The following is a 16,186-nucleotide window of genomic DNA, read 5'->3' as shown; positions in this document are numbered from 1 at the left end:
TGCCCGCGAAAACGCACTGGAAGGCAATCTGTTGGGGTTGACCGCACTGGATCGACTCAGAAGCTGGCGGATCGAAGGCGACAAACTGATCATCACACCCTGATATGGCTTGCCAGATTTCTGGCCTGATTATTCTGCCGCTTCCAGATCGAGATCCGTCGGGCTGACGGCGGCCAGCGCCTTTTCGACAACTTCCACACCTGCCCCGGGTTTGATCGCCTCAACCGTCAGAATGCGCCGCCAGGAACGTGCCCCTGGACGGCCATGGAACAAACCCAGCATGTGTCGGGTCATATGCGCCAGCTTGACACCCTTTGACAGCTGGTCGTCCATATAGACCATATGGGCTTTGACAGCTTGCCACGGCGTCACATCCGCCGTGTCGGCGCCATAAAGACGACGATCTACTTCGCCCATGATCTGCGGCGTATGATAAGCCGCCCGGCCGAACATCAGTCCGTCCAGTGTCTCAAGATAGGGTTCTGCCTGATCCAGCGTCTGCAATCCGCCATTGAGACCAATGAACCTGTCCGGAAACCGATTTTTCAAACGCACGACACGGTCATAGTCCAGAGGTGGAATGTCCCTGTTTTCCTTCGGGCTCAATCCCTTGAGCCATGCTTTGCGGGCATGCACCCAGAGCGCATCGGCTTCTGCCGCAAATACCGCATCGGCCATCGCGTCCAGCGCCACTTCCGGGTCCTGTTCGTCAACGCCGAGCCGGCATTTGACGGTCACCGGAATGTCGACCGCGTTCTTCATTTCCACAACACAAGCCGCCACAAGCTCGGGCTCCTGCATCAGGCAAGCCCCGAAACTGCCCGACTGCACCCGGTCGGAGGGACAGCCGACATTGATATTGACCTCGTCATAGCCGAACCCGGCCACGATCCTGGCTGCCTCCGCCATGTCCTTCGGATCTGATCCACCGAGCTGGCAGGCGATGGGATGCTCAAGCTCGGAAAATCCGATCAAATGTTGCCGGTCTCCGTGGATTACCGCCCCGGTTGTTACCATCTCGGTATAGAGCAGCGCATGCCGCGACAGCTGCCGGTGAAACACCCGGCAATGCCTGTCCGTCCACTCCATCATAGGCGCGACCGCAAACTTATGTTCTTGATATTTATTCATTTTTCTTTTTTTTCAAGGAACCAGGATCGAACATATGCAGTCCAGATAGGACGAAAATGCACACTTTCGAAGTCTTCTTGATCTCTTGGTGTACACATAGTGCACACGCTGGATAGCAAAATTGGCCACTTTTAAAAAGCTCTCATCTGGTAATTGGCGCACTGTGGTTCGTCGCAAGGGCGTCTATAAATCGGATACATTCCGACGCTGCAAAGATGCCGAGCAGTGGGCGCTTGAAACTGAGCGACGTATTGATCGCGGTGAAAGCGTAGCGACACAGGGCGTCGCCAATGTATCAACCATCAGTGACCTGATCGACATTCACATTGCCGATATGCACGAAATCAATAAACCGCTCAGACGCTCAAAGGCTTTTTCTTTGAAAATGCTAAAGACGAAACTCGGTCAAACACCCTTCGACAAACTGCATCGCGAGCGTCTCATCGAGTATGGGCGATGTCGTTCCCGTGAAGGTGCCGGTCAAGCCGCTCGCGATTTTCGCTGCAGCACCGCGCAAAGAACCGCGCCAATAGCCGATGTGAAGGCCAGGATGGTGACAACGCCTTCAAAGCCGTGTTCAAGCGCCTGGCCCAATGCAGCCCGAAGCTGTGCGGCGTCACTGTCGGTAAAGGCCTGCAACACCTTGGCGACGGCTGAATTCGATCCGTGCACCAGATCATGGATGGCGCCGGTGCGGTCCACGGGTCCTGAAGACAAACCGGAGATTGTTGTCGTGACGGCGGTGTGCCGGATCGCCACGACCGCCACGCCGCAGGCGGCGATGCCGAAGGTGAAGCCGACATAGAGGCAGACATTGATGACGCCGGAACCCTGCCCGGTATCACTGTCGGGGAGATCGCGCATGCCGACTCTCGGCAGCAGCCCGAAGGTCAGACCGAGGCCGAGACCGATCAGGCCGAGTTTCCACCACATGTCGGCATAGGACACATCTGCCGACAAATCGCGCAGCAGCCAGAAACCGGCAGCCATCAGCACCATGCCCAGGGTTGTCGGCCAGCGCAGATCGGCGTCGGCGAGAAGGCGTGGCAGAGCGATCGAGCCGACGAAGAACAGCATCGTGCAGGGCAACAGTGCGGCACCGCTGGCCAGGGCGGAGTAGCGCAGCCCCTCGGGAGACTGCACGAACTGGTTGAAATAGTAGATCAGTCCGAACATGGCGAATCCGGAGATGAAGGTCCCCGCCGCTGCCACCACATAGCTCGACCGGCGAAAGAAGCGCAGGGCGAACATCGGTTTTTCGACTCGCATTTCGCGCCAGAAGAAGCCGGCGCCAGCAACCACCGAACCGATCAGCAGAGACACGATTTCCGGCGATCCCCAGCCGCTTTCCGGGCCGCGGCTGAGTGCCAGGGTGAGAGCGCCCAACGACGCCATCATGAACGCGGCGCCCGCATAGTCGGTTTTCGTCCGGGGTGCCGTTTCTTCGGATACAAGATGCGCCCGGGCGACCAGCAGGCAGGCGAAGAACCCCGCGGCCAACAGCACGATGTCAAAAGCGAAGATCGCCCGCCAGTCGAACAAATCGGTCAGCATGCCGCCGATCAACGGCCCTATTCCCAGGCCCAGCGCCACGGCCGCCGACCAGAGGCCGAGGGCAAGCGTCCGCAACCGCTCGGGCGTGGCCACGGTGAGTACCGCGACGCCGGTGCCGAAGATACCGGCACCGCCCACCGCCTGCACCGATCTGCCGGCAATGACCATGGCGCCGCTGTCGGCAATCAGGCAGATCACGGACCCGAGCGAAAACATGACCGCACCGACCATCAGCAGTCTGAGTCGTCCGAAAATGTCGGAGAAACCACCCATCACCCCGACCAGCACCGTGGCAACAAGCATGTAGGAGATCATCACCCATTGCAGGGTGTTGCTGTCCAGATCGAGATCGATCTTCATGAACGGGGCCGCAGCCATTACGGCACCGCTGTTATAGGCGACCGCCAGACCGCACAGCAGCGTGGCGGTCCACGCCAGCACGGGCACGTGGTCGCCGCCCTCCCCGTCCGCCGTCATGCGTCGCCTCCGGGCGCACACCGTCCAAATTCGGCAGCACCTATCACGGGTTGAAACTGATTCCCCAACATCGCAGAATCATTGCAGGGTTGGGGGCGATTGCCAACCTCATTCCGATGATGCCGGTTAATTCCTAAATGTGAGCTTTCAACAGGTTGTCCATTCGGGGTTTACCGAGGAGACTGGAGTTACCAAACTTCAATCCTCCCGGAGCACCGGAATGAACATTCAGAACAATTCCTGATTGACGCCTTTGGGTCGAGAGCGTCTTGTCCGCCTGATACAAAGCGGGCATACGCCGGAGAGCACCTCATGGCCCCGTAACAGTATTCCCACGAACCGCGAACCTTGATGCAGGCTTCATAAACTCGCCAGCTGCCCGAGACCGGTCGGAGCCGTTGCCAGTGCAGCCGTTTTTACATCTCAGGGGCATAAATCTGAACCGGTGGTAGATCGTGACGTGATCAATTCGCACGCCGCGCTCAGCCATTATCTGTTCAAGATCCCATTGCGGAACCGACCCGGTTACAATCCAGATCCCGGATTAACCCGTCGCTTAAACCATAAACCCAGCCATGAATAGACAGTTCCTTGCCCCGTTGCCAAGCCGACTGGATGATGGGTGTGCGGCCAAGGGCATCCACCTGCGCAGCTATGGACAACTCGCACAGCCGGTTGATACGCGTTCCCGGATCGACAATCGTATCGAGATCCTTGCGATTTTGGTCGGCAACATCACGGATCGGCTGAAGCCAGTGATCAACGATACCATGACGGTGACCATCCATCGCGGCCTTTATGCCACCACATCCGTAGTGACCGCATACGATGATATGGCGCACTCCCAGGCTCTCCACTGCAAACTCCAAAACCGACAGCAGGTTCAGATCGCCCCGATGCACGAGATTTGCAACGTTGCGGTGGACAAATACCTCTCCCGGAGCAAGGCCGGTGATCACGTTCGCCGGTACGCGGCTGTCCGAGCAGCCTATCCATAGGTAGTCCGGCTGCTGCTGTTCGGAAAGACGCTTGAAGTAGTTCGGATCTTCCTGTCGTTTTTGCCTCGCCCATTCCAGATTCTGGTCGAGCAGATCAGTGAGCATTGTTCACTCCCCGGAAGATGATGCCTCGCCTTGCCGCCATGCGACGCCCGAGATTTTTCAAATCCACGGAAGTCAGGCGCTTACGCGCAAGCGGCAGGACAATGGCGTTTTCACATATGAGATGGCGCTTTTCATTGGATGCAAAATTCTTAAAGCGGCCCGCCTCCTTTTCGGTACATGTTTCCTGCGCATTCGACGTGAGCCGGGTCAAAACATCCATGATGGTTTCTGCTTCGAACTGATCCAACGCATGGTCCTGGCTCAAGGTGCCAAGTATGTTTTCAATTGCGTCTTCGGGCCTTGCACGCCTCCGCAGCAACGGAAACAAGTCTTCTTCCTCATCGATTACATGAAGTTCGAAATCGACCTCAAGGAACGTTAGCGCCGCGCTCGCCATTTCATGGTCGACGACGGTTTGGTCAGCAATTTGTTCCAGCACGGAACACAGGCTTCGCTGCCGAAAATGATCGGCAAAAATATATTCAATCGGTTCAGAAAACAAAGAGGCCGGCGGCCCATCCAAAAGGGCGCCAATCGCCAACACCCTTTGCTCCTCATGCTTGTCCATGCGGCGCCCCCTATTGAACGAGCGGTCCGTCGGCTGCGTCCATGCTTATTCCGGAGATTTCGGCGTCCGCGGACAGGATCGCGATGTATTGTGCCACTGCCTTTGTCCAGCTGGACGCTTCCAGCCAGGCCGCAATCCGCTCGCGGGCGTGTTCGAAGGGAATTTCCCTGCCCTCAATTCGCCGGTCGAGCACAATTACGTGGAAGCCGAATTCCGTTTCCACCGGTTCCGAAACGATCTCACCCTCATGGAGAGCTTCCAGTGCGCTTTCAAAGGCCGGAACCGTTTCTCCACGAGCAACCTGGCCCAACCTTCCACCTTCGTCCTTGGATGAGCAGGCCGAATAGGCCGCAGCCAGTTCCGAAAACACCGACGGGTCATTTGCAAGGAGATTGCAAAACTCCCTGCCCCGGTCAAACGCCTTCTGCCTGGCATCGCTGTCGTCCGAGCGGGCGGCCAGCAATATATGACGCGCTTCAAAGAGAGGACCGGTGGTGAACTTTTCCCGGTTCAATTCATAGTACCGTCTACATTCTTCTTCAGAAGCTTTCGGAACGTTGATCTCCTGATCCGTCAGGGCACGGATGAGCGCATCTTCTTCGGTTTCACTTCGTCCGTCTTGATCAAGCTCGGGTTCGGCTGAAACATTACGTCGCCTGGCTTCCTGAACGAGCAGCTCACGCACGACCAAGGCCTTTACCGCCAGCCTGACTGCTTCGCCTGGCGTGTCAGCCGGATGGTTCTGCGCTTCGGCCAGGATGATCTCCTCCGGGACGACTACGCCGTTTACGGAAACCTCCCGGGTGACCGGTTTTGCCTTTGGTGGAACGGTCGTATCGGGCTCCACGTATTTGGTGTAGCCGGTTTCCTGAGCACCCGGCTGAACCGGGTGCTCCTTCAAGGACGGGTTTTGATAGATCGTTGCCATTGTCTCACTCCGACGGCAGGCGAACTGTTGAGGATCTTGGCTCACGTGCGCGGACAATTTGATAGCCCGGGCGCCACAGATAGCGAACCGGAGCGCTCAACATGTGCACCAGGCGTGTGAACGGGAACAGCAACAGGATCGTCAACCCAAGAACCAGATGAAGTTTGAAGATGATCGAGACATTCGCAACGTAGGTCGCAGCTTCCGGATTGAAGGTGAAGATCCCTTGCGCCCAGCTCATGAAATTCACCATCTCATGGCCGTCGAGATGCATAAGCGAAACCGGAATGGTCATGAGGCCCAGCAGAAGCTGAATCCAAAGCAGAATGATGATCATCGTGTCCGAGGTGCTTGAAGCCGCCCGGACGCGCGGATCGTAGAGCCGCCTATGGATGAGCATTGTGGCCCCGACAATCGCCATGATGCCGGCTATGCCGCCGGCAATGATCGCCAGCAACTGCTTTGCCCCATGACTGATTCCGAGAGCGTCAAAGATGACGATCGGGGTCAGCAGGCCGACCAGGTGGCCGAAGAAGATCACAAGCACGCCGACGTGGAACAGGACAGAACCGATGACGAGTTGCTTGCGCCTTAAAAGCTGGCTGGAGCCGGATCGCCAAGTGTACGGTTCGCGGTCGTAGCGCACAATCGTGCCCAGGAACAGAACTGCCAAAGCGATATACGGGTAGATCCCGAACAGAAGTGTGTTGAGGTAACCAGACATGACAGTTCCTCCTTAGTGAGTTTGTTGTTGCGCTGGATCGACCGGCTTGCGGCTGTGGGCGCGAAGCTGTCGTTGCAGGCGATCTGGACCGCATGCATTTTCACCGGCATTGCCACCGAAAGTGACGGCTTCCTCCTCCCAGATCTTGTCCAGAGCGTCGAGGTCGTTCGGGTCGTCTTCAGGCTGGTCGAGCAGTTCCTTCAGCAGGGTCCGGTCCGGCTTTCCCAGTGCAAGACTTTCCAGAACCGCAAAGGCGTTTTTATAGATGGACTTGCGCTTGCGCAGGCGCTCCTTGAGGGCAGCAAGAATATGTGCGGTCTGGCCGAGCAATTCCGCGGCCTCCTTTTCCGGCCGCCTGGACAGATACTCAAGAAAGAGCGGCAGGTAGTCAGGCAATTCACGCGCCCCGATCTCAAATCCACCCTCTTCATAGGTTGCCATGAGGTCGACCATGGCCTGTCCGCGATCACGGCTTTCGCCGTGGACATGCTCGAACAGGTGCAAAGACAAAGTCCGGCTTCTGTCGAACAGGCTGACATAGCGCTCCTGAGCATCGTAAAGATCCCGATTTCCCAGATCTTCCAGCAGCGCGGACAGAAGTGTCCGCGCCCTGTTACCCAGTTTCTTTTCCCCGTTGACCACCGCAATCAATTCAGGCACAGCGGCCTTGAGTTCTGCCGACGGATAGGAAAGAGCCAGCGAAACGACCTTGTAAATCCTGTTCATCACGCGCGCTCCTTGAAGATATCGGTCGGTGTCTGGACCGTCTTTGTGCGCTTGGCACCGAACAAGTCGTTCTCGCTCGCGCCGCCGGAACAGCCATTGCCGAATGAAAAGCCGCAGGACCCGCGGACGTCATAGGCGTCTTCACCGATCTCGCGGTGGCTCGTGGGGATGACGAAACGGTCTTCATAGTTGGCGATTGCCATGACCTGATACATCTCTTCGATCATCTGGCCCGTCATTCCAACGCGCTCGGCGATGGTCTCGTCCACGACGCCTTCCACGGTTTTTGACCGCATGTAGGCGCGCATGCCCAGCATCCGTTCAAGCCCGGACACGACCGGCTCTTCCTTGCCTGCCGTTAGCAGGTTCGCAAGATATTTGACCGGGATACGCATGGAGCGAACGTCCGGCATCGCGCCATCGACACCGATTTTACCGGCTTCCGCGGCAGACTGGATCGGTGACAGCGGCGGGATGTACCAGACCATCGGCAATGTGCGGTATTCAGGATGCAGCGGGAACGCCACTTTCCAGTCGATTGCCATCTTATAGACCGGGGAGTCCTTTGCGGCCTCCAGCCAGGCTTCCGGCACGCCGTCCTTGCGGGCCTGCTCGATCACTTTGGGATCGTTCGGATCCAGGAAGATCTCAAGCTGCTTTTCGTAAAGATCCTGCTCGTCGTAAGAAGCCGCCGCTTCCTCGATGCGGTCGGCATCGTAAAGGATCACGCCGAGGTAGCGGATGCGCCCGACACAGGTTTCGGAACAGACCGTTGGCTGTCCGGCTTCGATGCGCGGATAGCAGAAAACGCATTTCTCGGATTTTCCCGAAGACCAGTTGTAGTAGATCTTCTTGTACGGGCAACCGGACACACACATCCGCCAGCCACGACATTTTTCCTGATCGATCAGAACAATGCCGTCGTCATCACGCTTGTAGATGGCACCGGACGGACACGACGCCACGCATGCCGGATTTAGGCAATGCTCGCACAGGCGCGGCAGATACATCATGAACGTGTTTTCGAACTGTCCATAGATGTCTTTCTGGACACCTTCGAAGTTCGCATCCTTGGACCGCTTGGAGAACTCACCGCCCAGGATTTCCTCCCAGTTGGGACCCCATTCGATCTTCTCCATCCGCTCACCGGAGATGAGTGAACGCGGGCGGGCCGTCGGTGATGCCTGACATTCACCGGACGTCTGCAAGTGCCCGTAATCAAAGTCGAACGGCTCGTAGTAGTCGTCGATTTCCGGCAGATCCGGGTTGGCGAAAATGTTCGCCAGGATGCGCCACTTGGGGCCCATCTTCGGCTGGATCTTGCCATTGCCCTTGCGAACCCAGCCGCCGTTCCATTTCTTCTGGTTCTCCCACTCCTTTGGGTAACCAACGCCGGGCTTGGTTTCAACGTTGTTGAACCAGGCGTACTCGACGCCCTCGCGGTTCGTCCAGACGTTCTTACATGTGACGGAACAAGTGTGGCACCCGATGCATTTATCGAGGTTCAGCACCATGCCGATTTGAGCGCGGATTTTCATTCTGCCGCCTCCTTGTTGTCAGCTGCCGGTTCCTGATACGGGCCTTCCATCCAGTCGACTTTCGGAAGTTTGCGCACCACCACGAATTCATCGCGGTTGGCGCCGACAGTGCCGTAGTAGTTGAAACCATAGGATTGCTGGGCATAGCCGCCGATCATGTGGGTCGGCTTGGTGATTGCCCTGGTTACAGAGTTGTGAATGCCGCCTCGCTGCCCGGTGAGCTGCGAGCCCGGTGTGTTCACGATCTTTTCCTGAGCGTGGTACATGAAGATGGTGCCATCTTTCATGCGCTGCGAAACGACCGCGCGGGCAACGATTGCACCGTTGACGTTGTAGACTTCGACCCAGTCGTTATCGACAAGACCGGCAGTCGCGGCGTCGTTCTCGGAGATCCAAACAACAGGGCCACCACGGTTCAGGGTCAACATCAGCAGGTTGTCTGAATAGGTGGAGTGAATGCCCCATTTCTGGTGCGGTGTGATGAAGTTCAGCACCACATGCTTCTGACCGTCCGATTTGGCTTCGATCGCAGGATTGATCGTTTTGGTGTCGATCGGCGGACGATAGAGGCAGAAGCCTTCGCCGAAGGCCCGCATCCACAGGTGATCCTGATAAAGCTGCTGGCGGCCGGACAGCGTACGCCACGGGATGAGTTCATGGACGTTGGTGTAACCGGCGTTGTAGCAGACCTTCTCGGATTCCAGACCCGACCAGGTCGGTGAAGAGATGATTTTCCGCGGCTGCGAGACAACGTCCCGGAACCGGATTTTTTCATCCTCTTTCGGGATCGCCAGATGCGTATGATCAAGTCCGGTGAACTTGGACAGGGCATCCCAGGCCTTGACGGCAACTTCGCCGTTGGTTTCCGGTGCAAGCGTCAGGATGACTTCGGTCGCGTCGATGTCGCTTTCAATCTTCGGCCGCCCCTTGGTCGGGCCGTCCTCGGTAACCACACCGTTCAAACCGCCAAGAATTTCGACTTCGTGCTCGGTGTTCCAGCTGATGCCCTTGCCACCATTACCCAGCTTGTCCATCAAAGGCCCAAGAGCCGTGAACCGCTTGTAAAGATTGGGGTAGTCGCGTTCGACGACAGCCACTGTCGGCATGGTTTTGCCTGGCAATGGCTCGACTTCGCCTTTCTTCCACTCCTTGACGTCAAGCGGCTGAGCGAGCTCGCTGGCGGTGTCATGCAGGATCGGCAGCATGACAACGTCCTTTTCAACACCCAGGACTTCGGGAGCAACTTCCGAGAATTTCTTCGCAATTCCCTTGAAGATGTCCCAATCGCTCCTGGCGTCCCATGCCGGGTCCGCAGCGCTGGTCAATGGGTGGATGAATGGGTGCATGTCCGATGTGTTGAGATCGTTCTTTTCGTACCAGGTGGCGGTCGGCAGAACGATATCGGAGTAGACACATGTGGTTGACATGCGGAAGTCGAGCGTGACCAGAAGGTCAAGCTTACCTTCCGGAGCCTTGTCGTGCCACTTGACTTCCTTGGACCGCGCCAGGCCTTCTTCGCCCAGGTCCTTGCCCATCACGCCATGCTGCGTTCCAAGCAGGTGCTTGAGGAAGTATTCGTGCCCCTTGCCGGATGATCCCAGAAGGTTCGAGCGCCAGACAAACATGTTGCGCGGCCAGTTGTGCTCGTCGTCCGGATCCTCGCAGGACATTTGCAGATCGCCGGATTTCAGGGCGTTTGCAACATAGTCCTTCGCTTCCACACCTGCTGTTTCAGCGGCTTTGGAAATTTCCAGCGGGTTGGTCTTGAGCTGCGGAGCGGAGGGAAGCCAGCCCATCCTTTCCGCCTTGATGTTGTAGTCGATGATTGCAGCATCCCAGTCACCTTCCGGCGCGGTTGGCGACAGGATTTCATCCACCTTCAGTGTTTCGTAGCGCCACTGGTCGGTATGCGCGTAGAAGAAGGATGTGGAGTTCATGTGACGGGGCGGACGTGCCCAGTCCAGACCGAATGCCAGAGGCTGCCAGCCGGTTTGCGGACGCAGTTTTTCCTGGCCGACATAGTGACTCCAGCCACCACCGGACTGACCGATACAACCGCACATGACAAGGAGATTGATGATCCCCCGATAGTTCATGTCCATGTGGTACCAGTGATTGAGCCCGGCACCGAGAATGACCATGGAACGGCCATTTGTCTTTTCAGCATTGGTCGCAAATTCACGTGCGACGGTTATGATGCGGTCGCGCGGGACACCTGTGATTTTCTCTGCCCAGGCAGGTGTGTAGGGCAGATTTTCGTCATACGAGGTGGCCGAGTTGGCATCTTCGAGCCCTCGGTTCAAACCGTAGTTTGCCACAAAGAGGTCGAACACAGTCGCAACCAGCGCTTCACCGTCGCTCAACTTAACTTTCTTTGCCGGGACGGACCGAACGAGTACGCTGTCATGGTCCGTTCCTTCGAAATAATCGTGTTCCCGATTGCCGAAATAAGGAAACGCGACGGACGCGATTTCATCGTGATCCTCATCCAGGATGAGACTCATCTTAAGATCGACATCAGTCCCGGTACTGTCTTTCTGTTCCAGGTTCCATTTGCCCTTTTCGCCCCACCTGAAGCCAATTGAACCGTTGGGTACAACCGTCTTGCCGGTCTTGCGGTCAAGTCCGACCGTTTTCCATTCGGGATTGTTCTCTTCTCCCAATGCGTCGGAAAATTCGGACGCGCGCACAAGCTTGTCGGGAACGAGGTTGCCATCCTTGGATACAAGCCGAACGAGCAGCGGCATGTCCGTGTAGCGCCGACAGTAATCCTCAAAATACTCAGCCTGACGGTCGAGATGGTATTCGCGCAGGATGACATGTCCCATGGCCATGGCCAGGGCGGCATCAGTGCCCTGCTTCGGGTTCAGCCACATATCGGAGAATTTTGCAGCTTCCGAATAGTCAGGCGATACAACGACCGACTTTGCCCCCTTGTAGCGAACCTCACTGTAGAAGTGGGCGTCAGGCGTTCTGGTCTGCGGAACATTCGATCCCCACAGCATCAGGAACCCGGCGTTGTACCAGTCCGCGGACTCCGGCACATCGGTCTGCTCGCCCCAGGTCATCGGCGACGCGGGCGGCAGATCGCAATACCAGTCGTAGAACGACATGCACGTTCCGCCGAGCAAGGAAAGATAACGGGAGCCGGCAGCGTAGGAGACCATGGACATGGCAGGGATCGGCGAGAAACCGATGACCCGGTCCGGACCCCACTTCTTTGCCGTGTAAGCATTGGCTGCGGCGATGATTTCGTTGACTTCGTCCCAGGTTGCCCGGACAAAACCGCCATGCCCGCGTACTTTCGTATAGTCTTTCCGTTTGGCAGGATCTTCCTGGATCGCCGTCCACGCACCGATCGGTGTCTTGACCGCCCTCTCCTTGCGCCAGAGTTTCAACAGCCTCGACCGGATCAGCGGATGCTTCACACGGTTGGCGGAATACATGTACCAGGAATAGCTTGCGCCACGTGCGCAGCCTCTGGGCTCGTGGTTCGGAAGGTCCGGCCGCGTCCGCGGATAGTCGGTTTGCTGGGTTTCCCAGGTAACGATTCCGCCTTTGACGTAGATCTTCCAGGAACAGGACCCTGTGCAGTTTGCACCATGCGTGGAGCGAACGACCTTGTCGTGCTGCCAACGCTTCCGGTAACTGTCTTCCCAGGATCTGCTCTCATTCGTGGTGACGCCATGCCCATCGGAGAAGGGTTCATTCTTCTTCTTCTCCGACAGGAAATTCAGGCGATCTAGCAAGTGTGACATTTTTTAATCCTCTCCCGTGGACGCGTCGGCTCAGCAGGGAACCGGCGCGTTTTTACGGCTGTAGAAAGCCCATGTGATCGCGACACAGGCGACGTAGAAGGCAAGGAAACCCCACAAGGCCCCATGCGGCGCACCGGTCATCGAGATCGAGGTCCCGTAGGCTTTCGGAATGAAAAAGGCGCCATAAGCTGCAATCGCCGAAGTGAAGGCAATGATTGCCGAGCTTTCCAGTTCCGATTGTTTCAGCGTTGCCGCATCATCCAGTTGCGGCATCAGCCGGGGAACTTCCTGACGCATGATTGACGGGATCATCTGGAATGTGGAGGCGTTGCCGACACCTGTCAGGAAAAACAGAGCCATGAAGCAGGTGAAAAAGCCCCAGAAATGTCCACCCTGGCCATCGACCGGCAGGAACTGAAGCACTCCGTAAACCGCGACAATCATTCCAAGGAAAGTCCAGAAGGTAACGCGCCCACCCCCGAACTTGTCCGAAATCCAACCGGTTGCCGCGCGGCTCAGAGCACCCACTAGAGGTCCGAGAAAGGCGAACTGAAGCACATTGACGTCCGGGAACTGGGTTTTCATGAGCAGCGGGAAACCGGCGGCGTAACCGATGAAACTGCCGAATGTGCCGGTGTAAAGGATGCACATGATCCAGTTATGCTTGCGGGAAAAGATGATCGACTGCTCTGCAAAGCTCGCACGTGCGCTTGCAATGTCATTCATGCCGAACCAGGCGGCGACCGCGGAAAGCGCGATGAAAGGCACCCAGATGTAACCGGCATTTTGCAGCCACAGCTTGCTGCCATCGCTCAAGGTCTGTGCCTCACCACCGATTGCGCCGAAAACACCCATGGTAATGACCAGCGGAACGACGAACTGCATGACCGAAACGCCCAGGTTTCCGAGACCTGCATTGAGCGCCAGCGCGTTACCCTTGGTCTTCTTGGGGTAAAAATAGGCGATGTTGGCCATGGAAGACGCAAAGTTGCCGCCGCCGAAACCGCACATCAGTGCAAGAACAAGAAACGTCATGTAGGACGTGTCCGGGTTCTGGATGGCGAACCCGATCCCGAGTGCCGGCAGCAAAAGCGATGCCGTTGAAAGCGCTGTCCACTTCCTGCCACCGAATATTGGAACCATGAAACTGTAGAAGATACGGAGCGTCGCGCCCGATAGACCCGGCAAAGCGGCGAGCCAGAACCGTTCTCCTACGGAAAACTCGAAGCCGATCGCCGGCATTTTGGCAACCACAACCGACCAGACCATCCAGACCGAGAAGGCCAGAAGCAGGCAGGGAATGGAAATCCAGAGATTGCGAGTGGCGATGGCCTGGCCTCTGGACTTCCAGAATTCCGGGTCTTCTGGACGCCAGTCCAACAATGTGTGCCCTTTTTGACCGGGCTGTGCCGTAGCGGTTGCCATGGGAATGATCCTCATTTCTAGAATGGTTGGCGGGCCGGTTGGCAACGGCCCGCCAGGTCAGGTCAATGGACCGGGCTGGGGCGCTCGGCACTGGCGACCTGACCAGTTTGTTCGTCCGATTTGGAAAGCGGCATTTCGGGAAGATCCGAGAGCGTCTTTTCGCCGCCCAGTACCGGATAACGTCTCTTTTCCATGCGCCGGATGGCCACGTGCATCCAGACCGTCGAGACCGCGACCAGAACGAACATCAGCATGTAAGGCGCTGTCCACACACCGGTCGCGTCCAGGAGAACGCCGAACGAAATCGGCAGGAAGAAACCTCCGAGGCCACCGATCATGCCGACGAGACCGCCGACAGAACCCACGTGGTGCGGGTAATAGACGGGGATGTGCTTGTAGACGGCCGCCTTGCCGAGGCTCATGACAAAACCGAGAACGACGGTGATGGCGACGAAGAGCGAGAGGCCGACACCGAACTCGAAATTGATCACTCCGGAGATGCCCTGGACCGCGTAGCTCGTTTGCGGGTAGCTCATGATGAAGAGACAGACCAGCGAGACGATAAAGGTGAAGTACATCACGAAACGGGCGCCCCACTTGTCCGACATCCATCCCCCCAATGCACGGAACACCGAACCCGGCAGGGAATAGAGACCGGCCAGCACACCGGCTGTTGTCAGTTCAAGACCATAGGCCCCGACGTAGTAGCGCGGCAGGAACGAGGCGAGCGCGACGAAGGCGCCGAAGACGAAGAAGTAATAAGTTGCAAAGCGCCAGACCTGGATGTTTTTCAGCGGTGCCAGCTGATCTGCTGTCGATACCGCGGAGGATCCGGTCTTCTTGCGCGCAGCCTGTGCAGGATCATCCTTGGACAACACATAAAACAGGACCGCGGTGATGGCGAGAACGACCGCATAAACACGAGCGGTTCCTTCCCAGCCAAGCGCAACTACGAGAAATGGCGCTGCGAAGTTGGTGACTGCGGCACCAACGTTACCAGCCCCGAAAATGCCGAGTGCCGTTCCCTGTTTTTCTTTCTCGAACCATTGGGAAACGTAAGCAACACCGATGATGAAGGAACCACCGGCAAGGCCAAGTCCGAGTGCGGCAAGCAGGAACACCTCGTAGGTGCGTACCGAGGTCAGAAGCCAAACACAAATAGCAGTGATCAGCATCTGAAGCGGAAACATCAGGCGTCCGCCAAACTGCTCTGTCCAGACCCCAAGAAAGATCCGGCTGATCGATCCGGTCAGAACCGGTGTTGCGACGAGCAGACCAAACTGGGTATCGGAAAGCCCAAGCTCACCTTTGATCTTCACGCCAATGATAGAGAAAATGGTCCAGACGGCAAAACACACCGTGAAAGCGAATGTACTTAAGCCGAGCGCTCTGTATTGATCCGAGCGATTTACCCCTTCCAGCGAGTGCATGATAAGAGCCTCTTTTTTTGGACACTTGGAGGTGTTTTCGATGAAGGTGGGCTCAGATTGCGCGTGACGGAAAAAATGGAGTTGATATTTGTCAAACAGGCGTGCTGAACCAGAAGAAACAAAACCTTGCAAGACGGAGATCAACTCCCCTCTCAAATAAAGGCAAGAAAACGGATTGCGTCCAACATACGTATCCTGTAATCCTGGCAAGTGAGAGCTTGATAAATATCAAGAGGAGAGTTCCATGCGCACTGGTGATTTTGAGGAGGTCAGAGCCTTAAAACTCTTCCGCAGCATGAGTGAAAGCGCCTTCGAGAATCTCTTGCAGGCGGCATATGTTCAAACCTTTCCTGCCCAACTGGAACTGATCCAAGAAGGTGAGCCGGCAGACTTTCTTTACGTCGTTCTGGAAGGAGCCGTGGAATTATACGCAAATTCCAACGGTCGGTCGGCGACCATGGGCATTGTGACACCAATCAGGACATTCATACTTGCAGCAGTACTCAAGGACGCGGTCTATCTGATGTCTGCGCGCACCTGTGAACGGTCAAAACTGCTTTTGATTCCCTCAGAAAACGTTCGCAGAGCTTTCCATCGTGATGAAGCGTTCCTGCAGGCCATTATTGTTGAACTGGCGAGTTGCTACCGCGGTGTTGTGAAGGAACATAAGGACCTGAAATTGCGCACCGGTGTGGAACGACTGGCGAATCGCCTGCTCAGGTACAACCTAGACCAGGGCAACAGCGGTCACCTGACGCTTCCGCACGACAAACGCCGCCTTGCATCGATCCTGGCCATGACTCCGGAAAACCTCTCAAGGGCGT

The 16,186-nt window shown here is 56.8% G+C and carries 11 protein-coding genes and 2 pseudogenes; 1 reads left to right on the top strand and 12 read right to left on the bottom strand.

Annotated features, from left to right (window positions below; translation table 11 throughout):
- Positions 1-129 precede the first annotated feature (129 nt).
- The 12 genes and pseudogenes from dusA to K5905_RS09440 all read right to left on the bottom strand — a co-directional run bounded on the left by dusA (position 130) and on the right by K5905_RS09440 (position 15,362).
- Positions 130-1,131 carry a tRNA dihydrouridine(20/20a) synthase DusA gene (gene dusA, locus K5905_RS09495; protein WP_297582906.1) on the bottom strand — a complete coding sequence of 334 codons (1,002 nt, stop codon included), beginning with the start codon at positions 1,129-1,131 and terminating at the stop codon, positions 130-132.
- A gap of 480 nt (positions 1,132-1,611) precedes the next feature.
- Positions 1,612-3,162: an MFS transporter gene (locus K5905_RS09490; RefSeq protein WP_297582904.1), complete on the bottom strand. Its 1,551-nt coding sequence runs from the start codon at positions 3,160-3,162 to the stop codon at positions 1,612-1,614.
- A gap of 314 nt (positions 3,163-3,476) precedes the next feature.
- A pseudogene (locus K5905_RS09485) lies at positions 3,477-3,667 on the bottom strand (IS6 family transposase); the annotation flags it as partial.
- Positions 3,660-4,265, bottom strand: a complete 606-nt coding sequence (locus tag K5905_RS09480; RefSeq protein WP_297582902.1) for a carbonic anhydrase — start codon at positions 4,263-4,265, stop codon at positions 3,660-3,662. The gene K5905_RS09480 and the pseudogene K5905_RS09485, both read right to left, overlap by 8 nt.
- Positions 4,255-4,833 carry a hemerythrin domain-containing protein gene (locus K5905_RS09475; RefSeq protein ID WP_297582900.1) on the bottom strand — a complete coding sequence of 193 codons (579 nt, stop codon included), beginning with the start codon at positions 4,831-4,833 and terminating at the stop codon, positions 4,255-4,257. The genes K5905_RS09480 and K5905_RS09475 overlap by 11 nt, the downstream gene beginning before the upstream one ends.
- Before the next feature lie 10 nt (positions 4,834-4,843).
- Positions 4,844-5,761 (bottom strand): peptidylprolyl isomerase, encoded by a 918-nt coding sequence (locus K5905_RS09470; protein ID WP_297582898.1) that lies wholly within the window; start codon positions 5,759-5,761, stop codon positions 4,844-4,846.
- 4 nt (positions 5,762-5,765) lie between these two features.
- Positions 5,766-6,485 carry a respiratory nitrate reductase subunit gamma gene (narI, locus tag K5905_RS09465; RefSeq protein ID WP_297582896.1) on the bottom strand — a complete coding sequence of 240 codons (720 nt, stop codon included), beginning with the start codon at positions 6,483-6,485 and terminating at the stop codon, positions 5,766-5,768.
- A gap of 12 nt (positions 6,486-6,497) precedes the next feature.
- Positions 6,498-7,211 carry a nitrate reductase molybdenum cofactor assembly chaperone gene (gene narJ, locus K5905_RS09460; protein WP_297582893.1) on the bottom strand — a complete coding sequence of 238 codons (714 nt, stop codon included), beginning with the start codon at positions 7,209-7,211 and terminating at the stop codon, positions 6,498-6,500.
- A complete protein-coding gene (gene narH, locus K5905_RS09455) occupies positions 7,211-8,749 on the bottom strand; it encodes a nitrate reductase subunit beta (RefSeq protein WP_297582890.1) in 1,539 nt (512 codons plus the stop codon). Before narH ends, narJ begins: the two co-directional genes overlap by 1 nt.
- Complete coding sequence (locus K5905_RS09450) at positions 8,746-12,507, bottom strand: nitrate reductase subunit alpha (protein WP_297582888.1); 3,762 nt, start codon at positions 12,505-12,507, stop codon at positions 8,746-8,748. Before K5905_RS09450 ends, narH begins: the two co-directional genes overlap by 4 nt.
- A gap of 30 nt (positions 12,508-12,537) precedes the next feature.
- Positions 12,538-13,890: pseudogene (locus K5905_RS09445) on the bottom strand (NarK family nitrate/nitrite MFS transporter); the annotation flags it as partial.
- 104 nt (positions 13,891-13,994) lie between these two features.
- Positions 13,995-15,362 carry a nitrate/nitrite transporter gene (locus K5905_RS09440; RefSeq protein ID WP_297582885.1) on the bottom strand — a complete coding sequence of 456 codons (1,368 nt, stop codon included), beginning with the start codon at positions 15,360-15,362 and terminating at the stop codon, positions 13,995-13,997.
- A 244-nt stretch (positions 15,363-15,606) separates the two neighbouring features.
- On the opposite strand from K5905_RS09440, the gene K5905_RS09435 reads away from it, so the two are divergent.
- On the top strand, positions 15,607-16,186 hold a 580-nt coding region (locus K5905_RS09435), incomplete at its 3' end, for a cyclic nucleotide-binding domain-containing protein (RefSeq protein WP_297582883.1).

It is taken from the genome of Roseibium sp., from assembly GCF_025698965.1.
In the GTDB taxonomy this organism is placed as follows: Bacteria; Pseudomonadota; Alphaproteobacteria; order Rhizobiales; family Stappiaceae; genus Roseibium.
This window is presented reverse-complemented; position numbering and strand designations above follow the sequence as displayed.

Excerpts from the sequence above, each read along its gene's own strand:
- dusA (WP_297582906.1), bottom strand. The coding sequence starts at position 1,131 with ATGAATAAATATCAAGAACATAAGTTTGCGGTCGCGCCTATGATGGAG.
- K5905_RS09490 (WP_297582904.1), bottom strand. The coding sequence starts at position 3,162 with ATGACGGCGGACGGGGAGGGCGGCGACCACGTGCCCGTGCTGGCGTGG.
- K5905_RS09480 (WP_297582902.1), bottom strand. The coding sequence starts at position 4,265 with ATGCTCACTGATCTGCTCGACCAGAATCTGGAATGGGCGAGGCAAAAA.
- K5905_RS09475 (WP_297582900.1), bottom strand. The coding sequence starts at position 4,833 with ATGGACAAGCATGAGGAGCAAAGGGTGTTGGCGATTGGCGCCCTTTTG.
- K5905_RS09470 (WP_297582898.1), bottom strand. The coding sequence starts at position 5,761 with ATGGCAACGATCTATCAAAACCCGTCCTTGAAGGAGCACCCGGTTCAG.
- narI (WP_297582896.1), bottom strand. The coding sequence starts at position 6,485 with ATGTCTGGTTACCTCAACACACTTCTGTTCGGGATCTACCCGTATATC.
- narJ (WP_297582893.1), bottom strand. The coding sequence starts at position 7,211 with ATGAACAGGATTTACAAGGTCGTTTCGCTGGCTCTTTCCTATCCGTCG.
- narH (WP_297582890.1), bottom strand. The coding sequence starts at position 8,749 with ATGAAAATCCGCGCTCAAATCGGCATGGTGCTGAACCTCGATAAATGC.
- K5905_RS09450 (WP_297582888.1), bottom strand. The coding sequence starts at position 12,507 with ATGTCACACTTGCTAGATCGCCTGAATTTCCTGTCGGAGAAGAAGAAG.
- K5905_RS09440 (WP_297582885.1), bottom strand. The coding sequence starts at position 15,362 with ATGCACTCGCTGGAAGGGGTAAATCGCTCGGATCAATACAGAGCGCTC.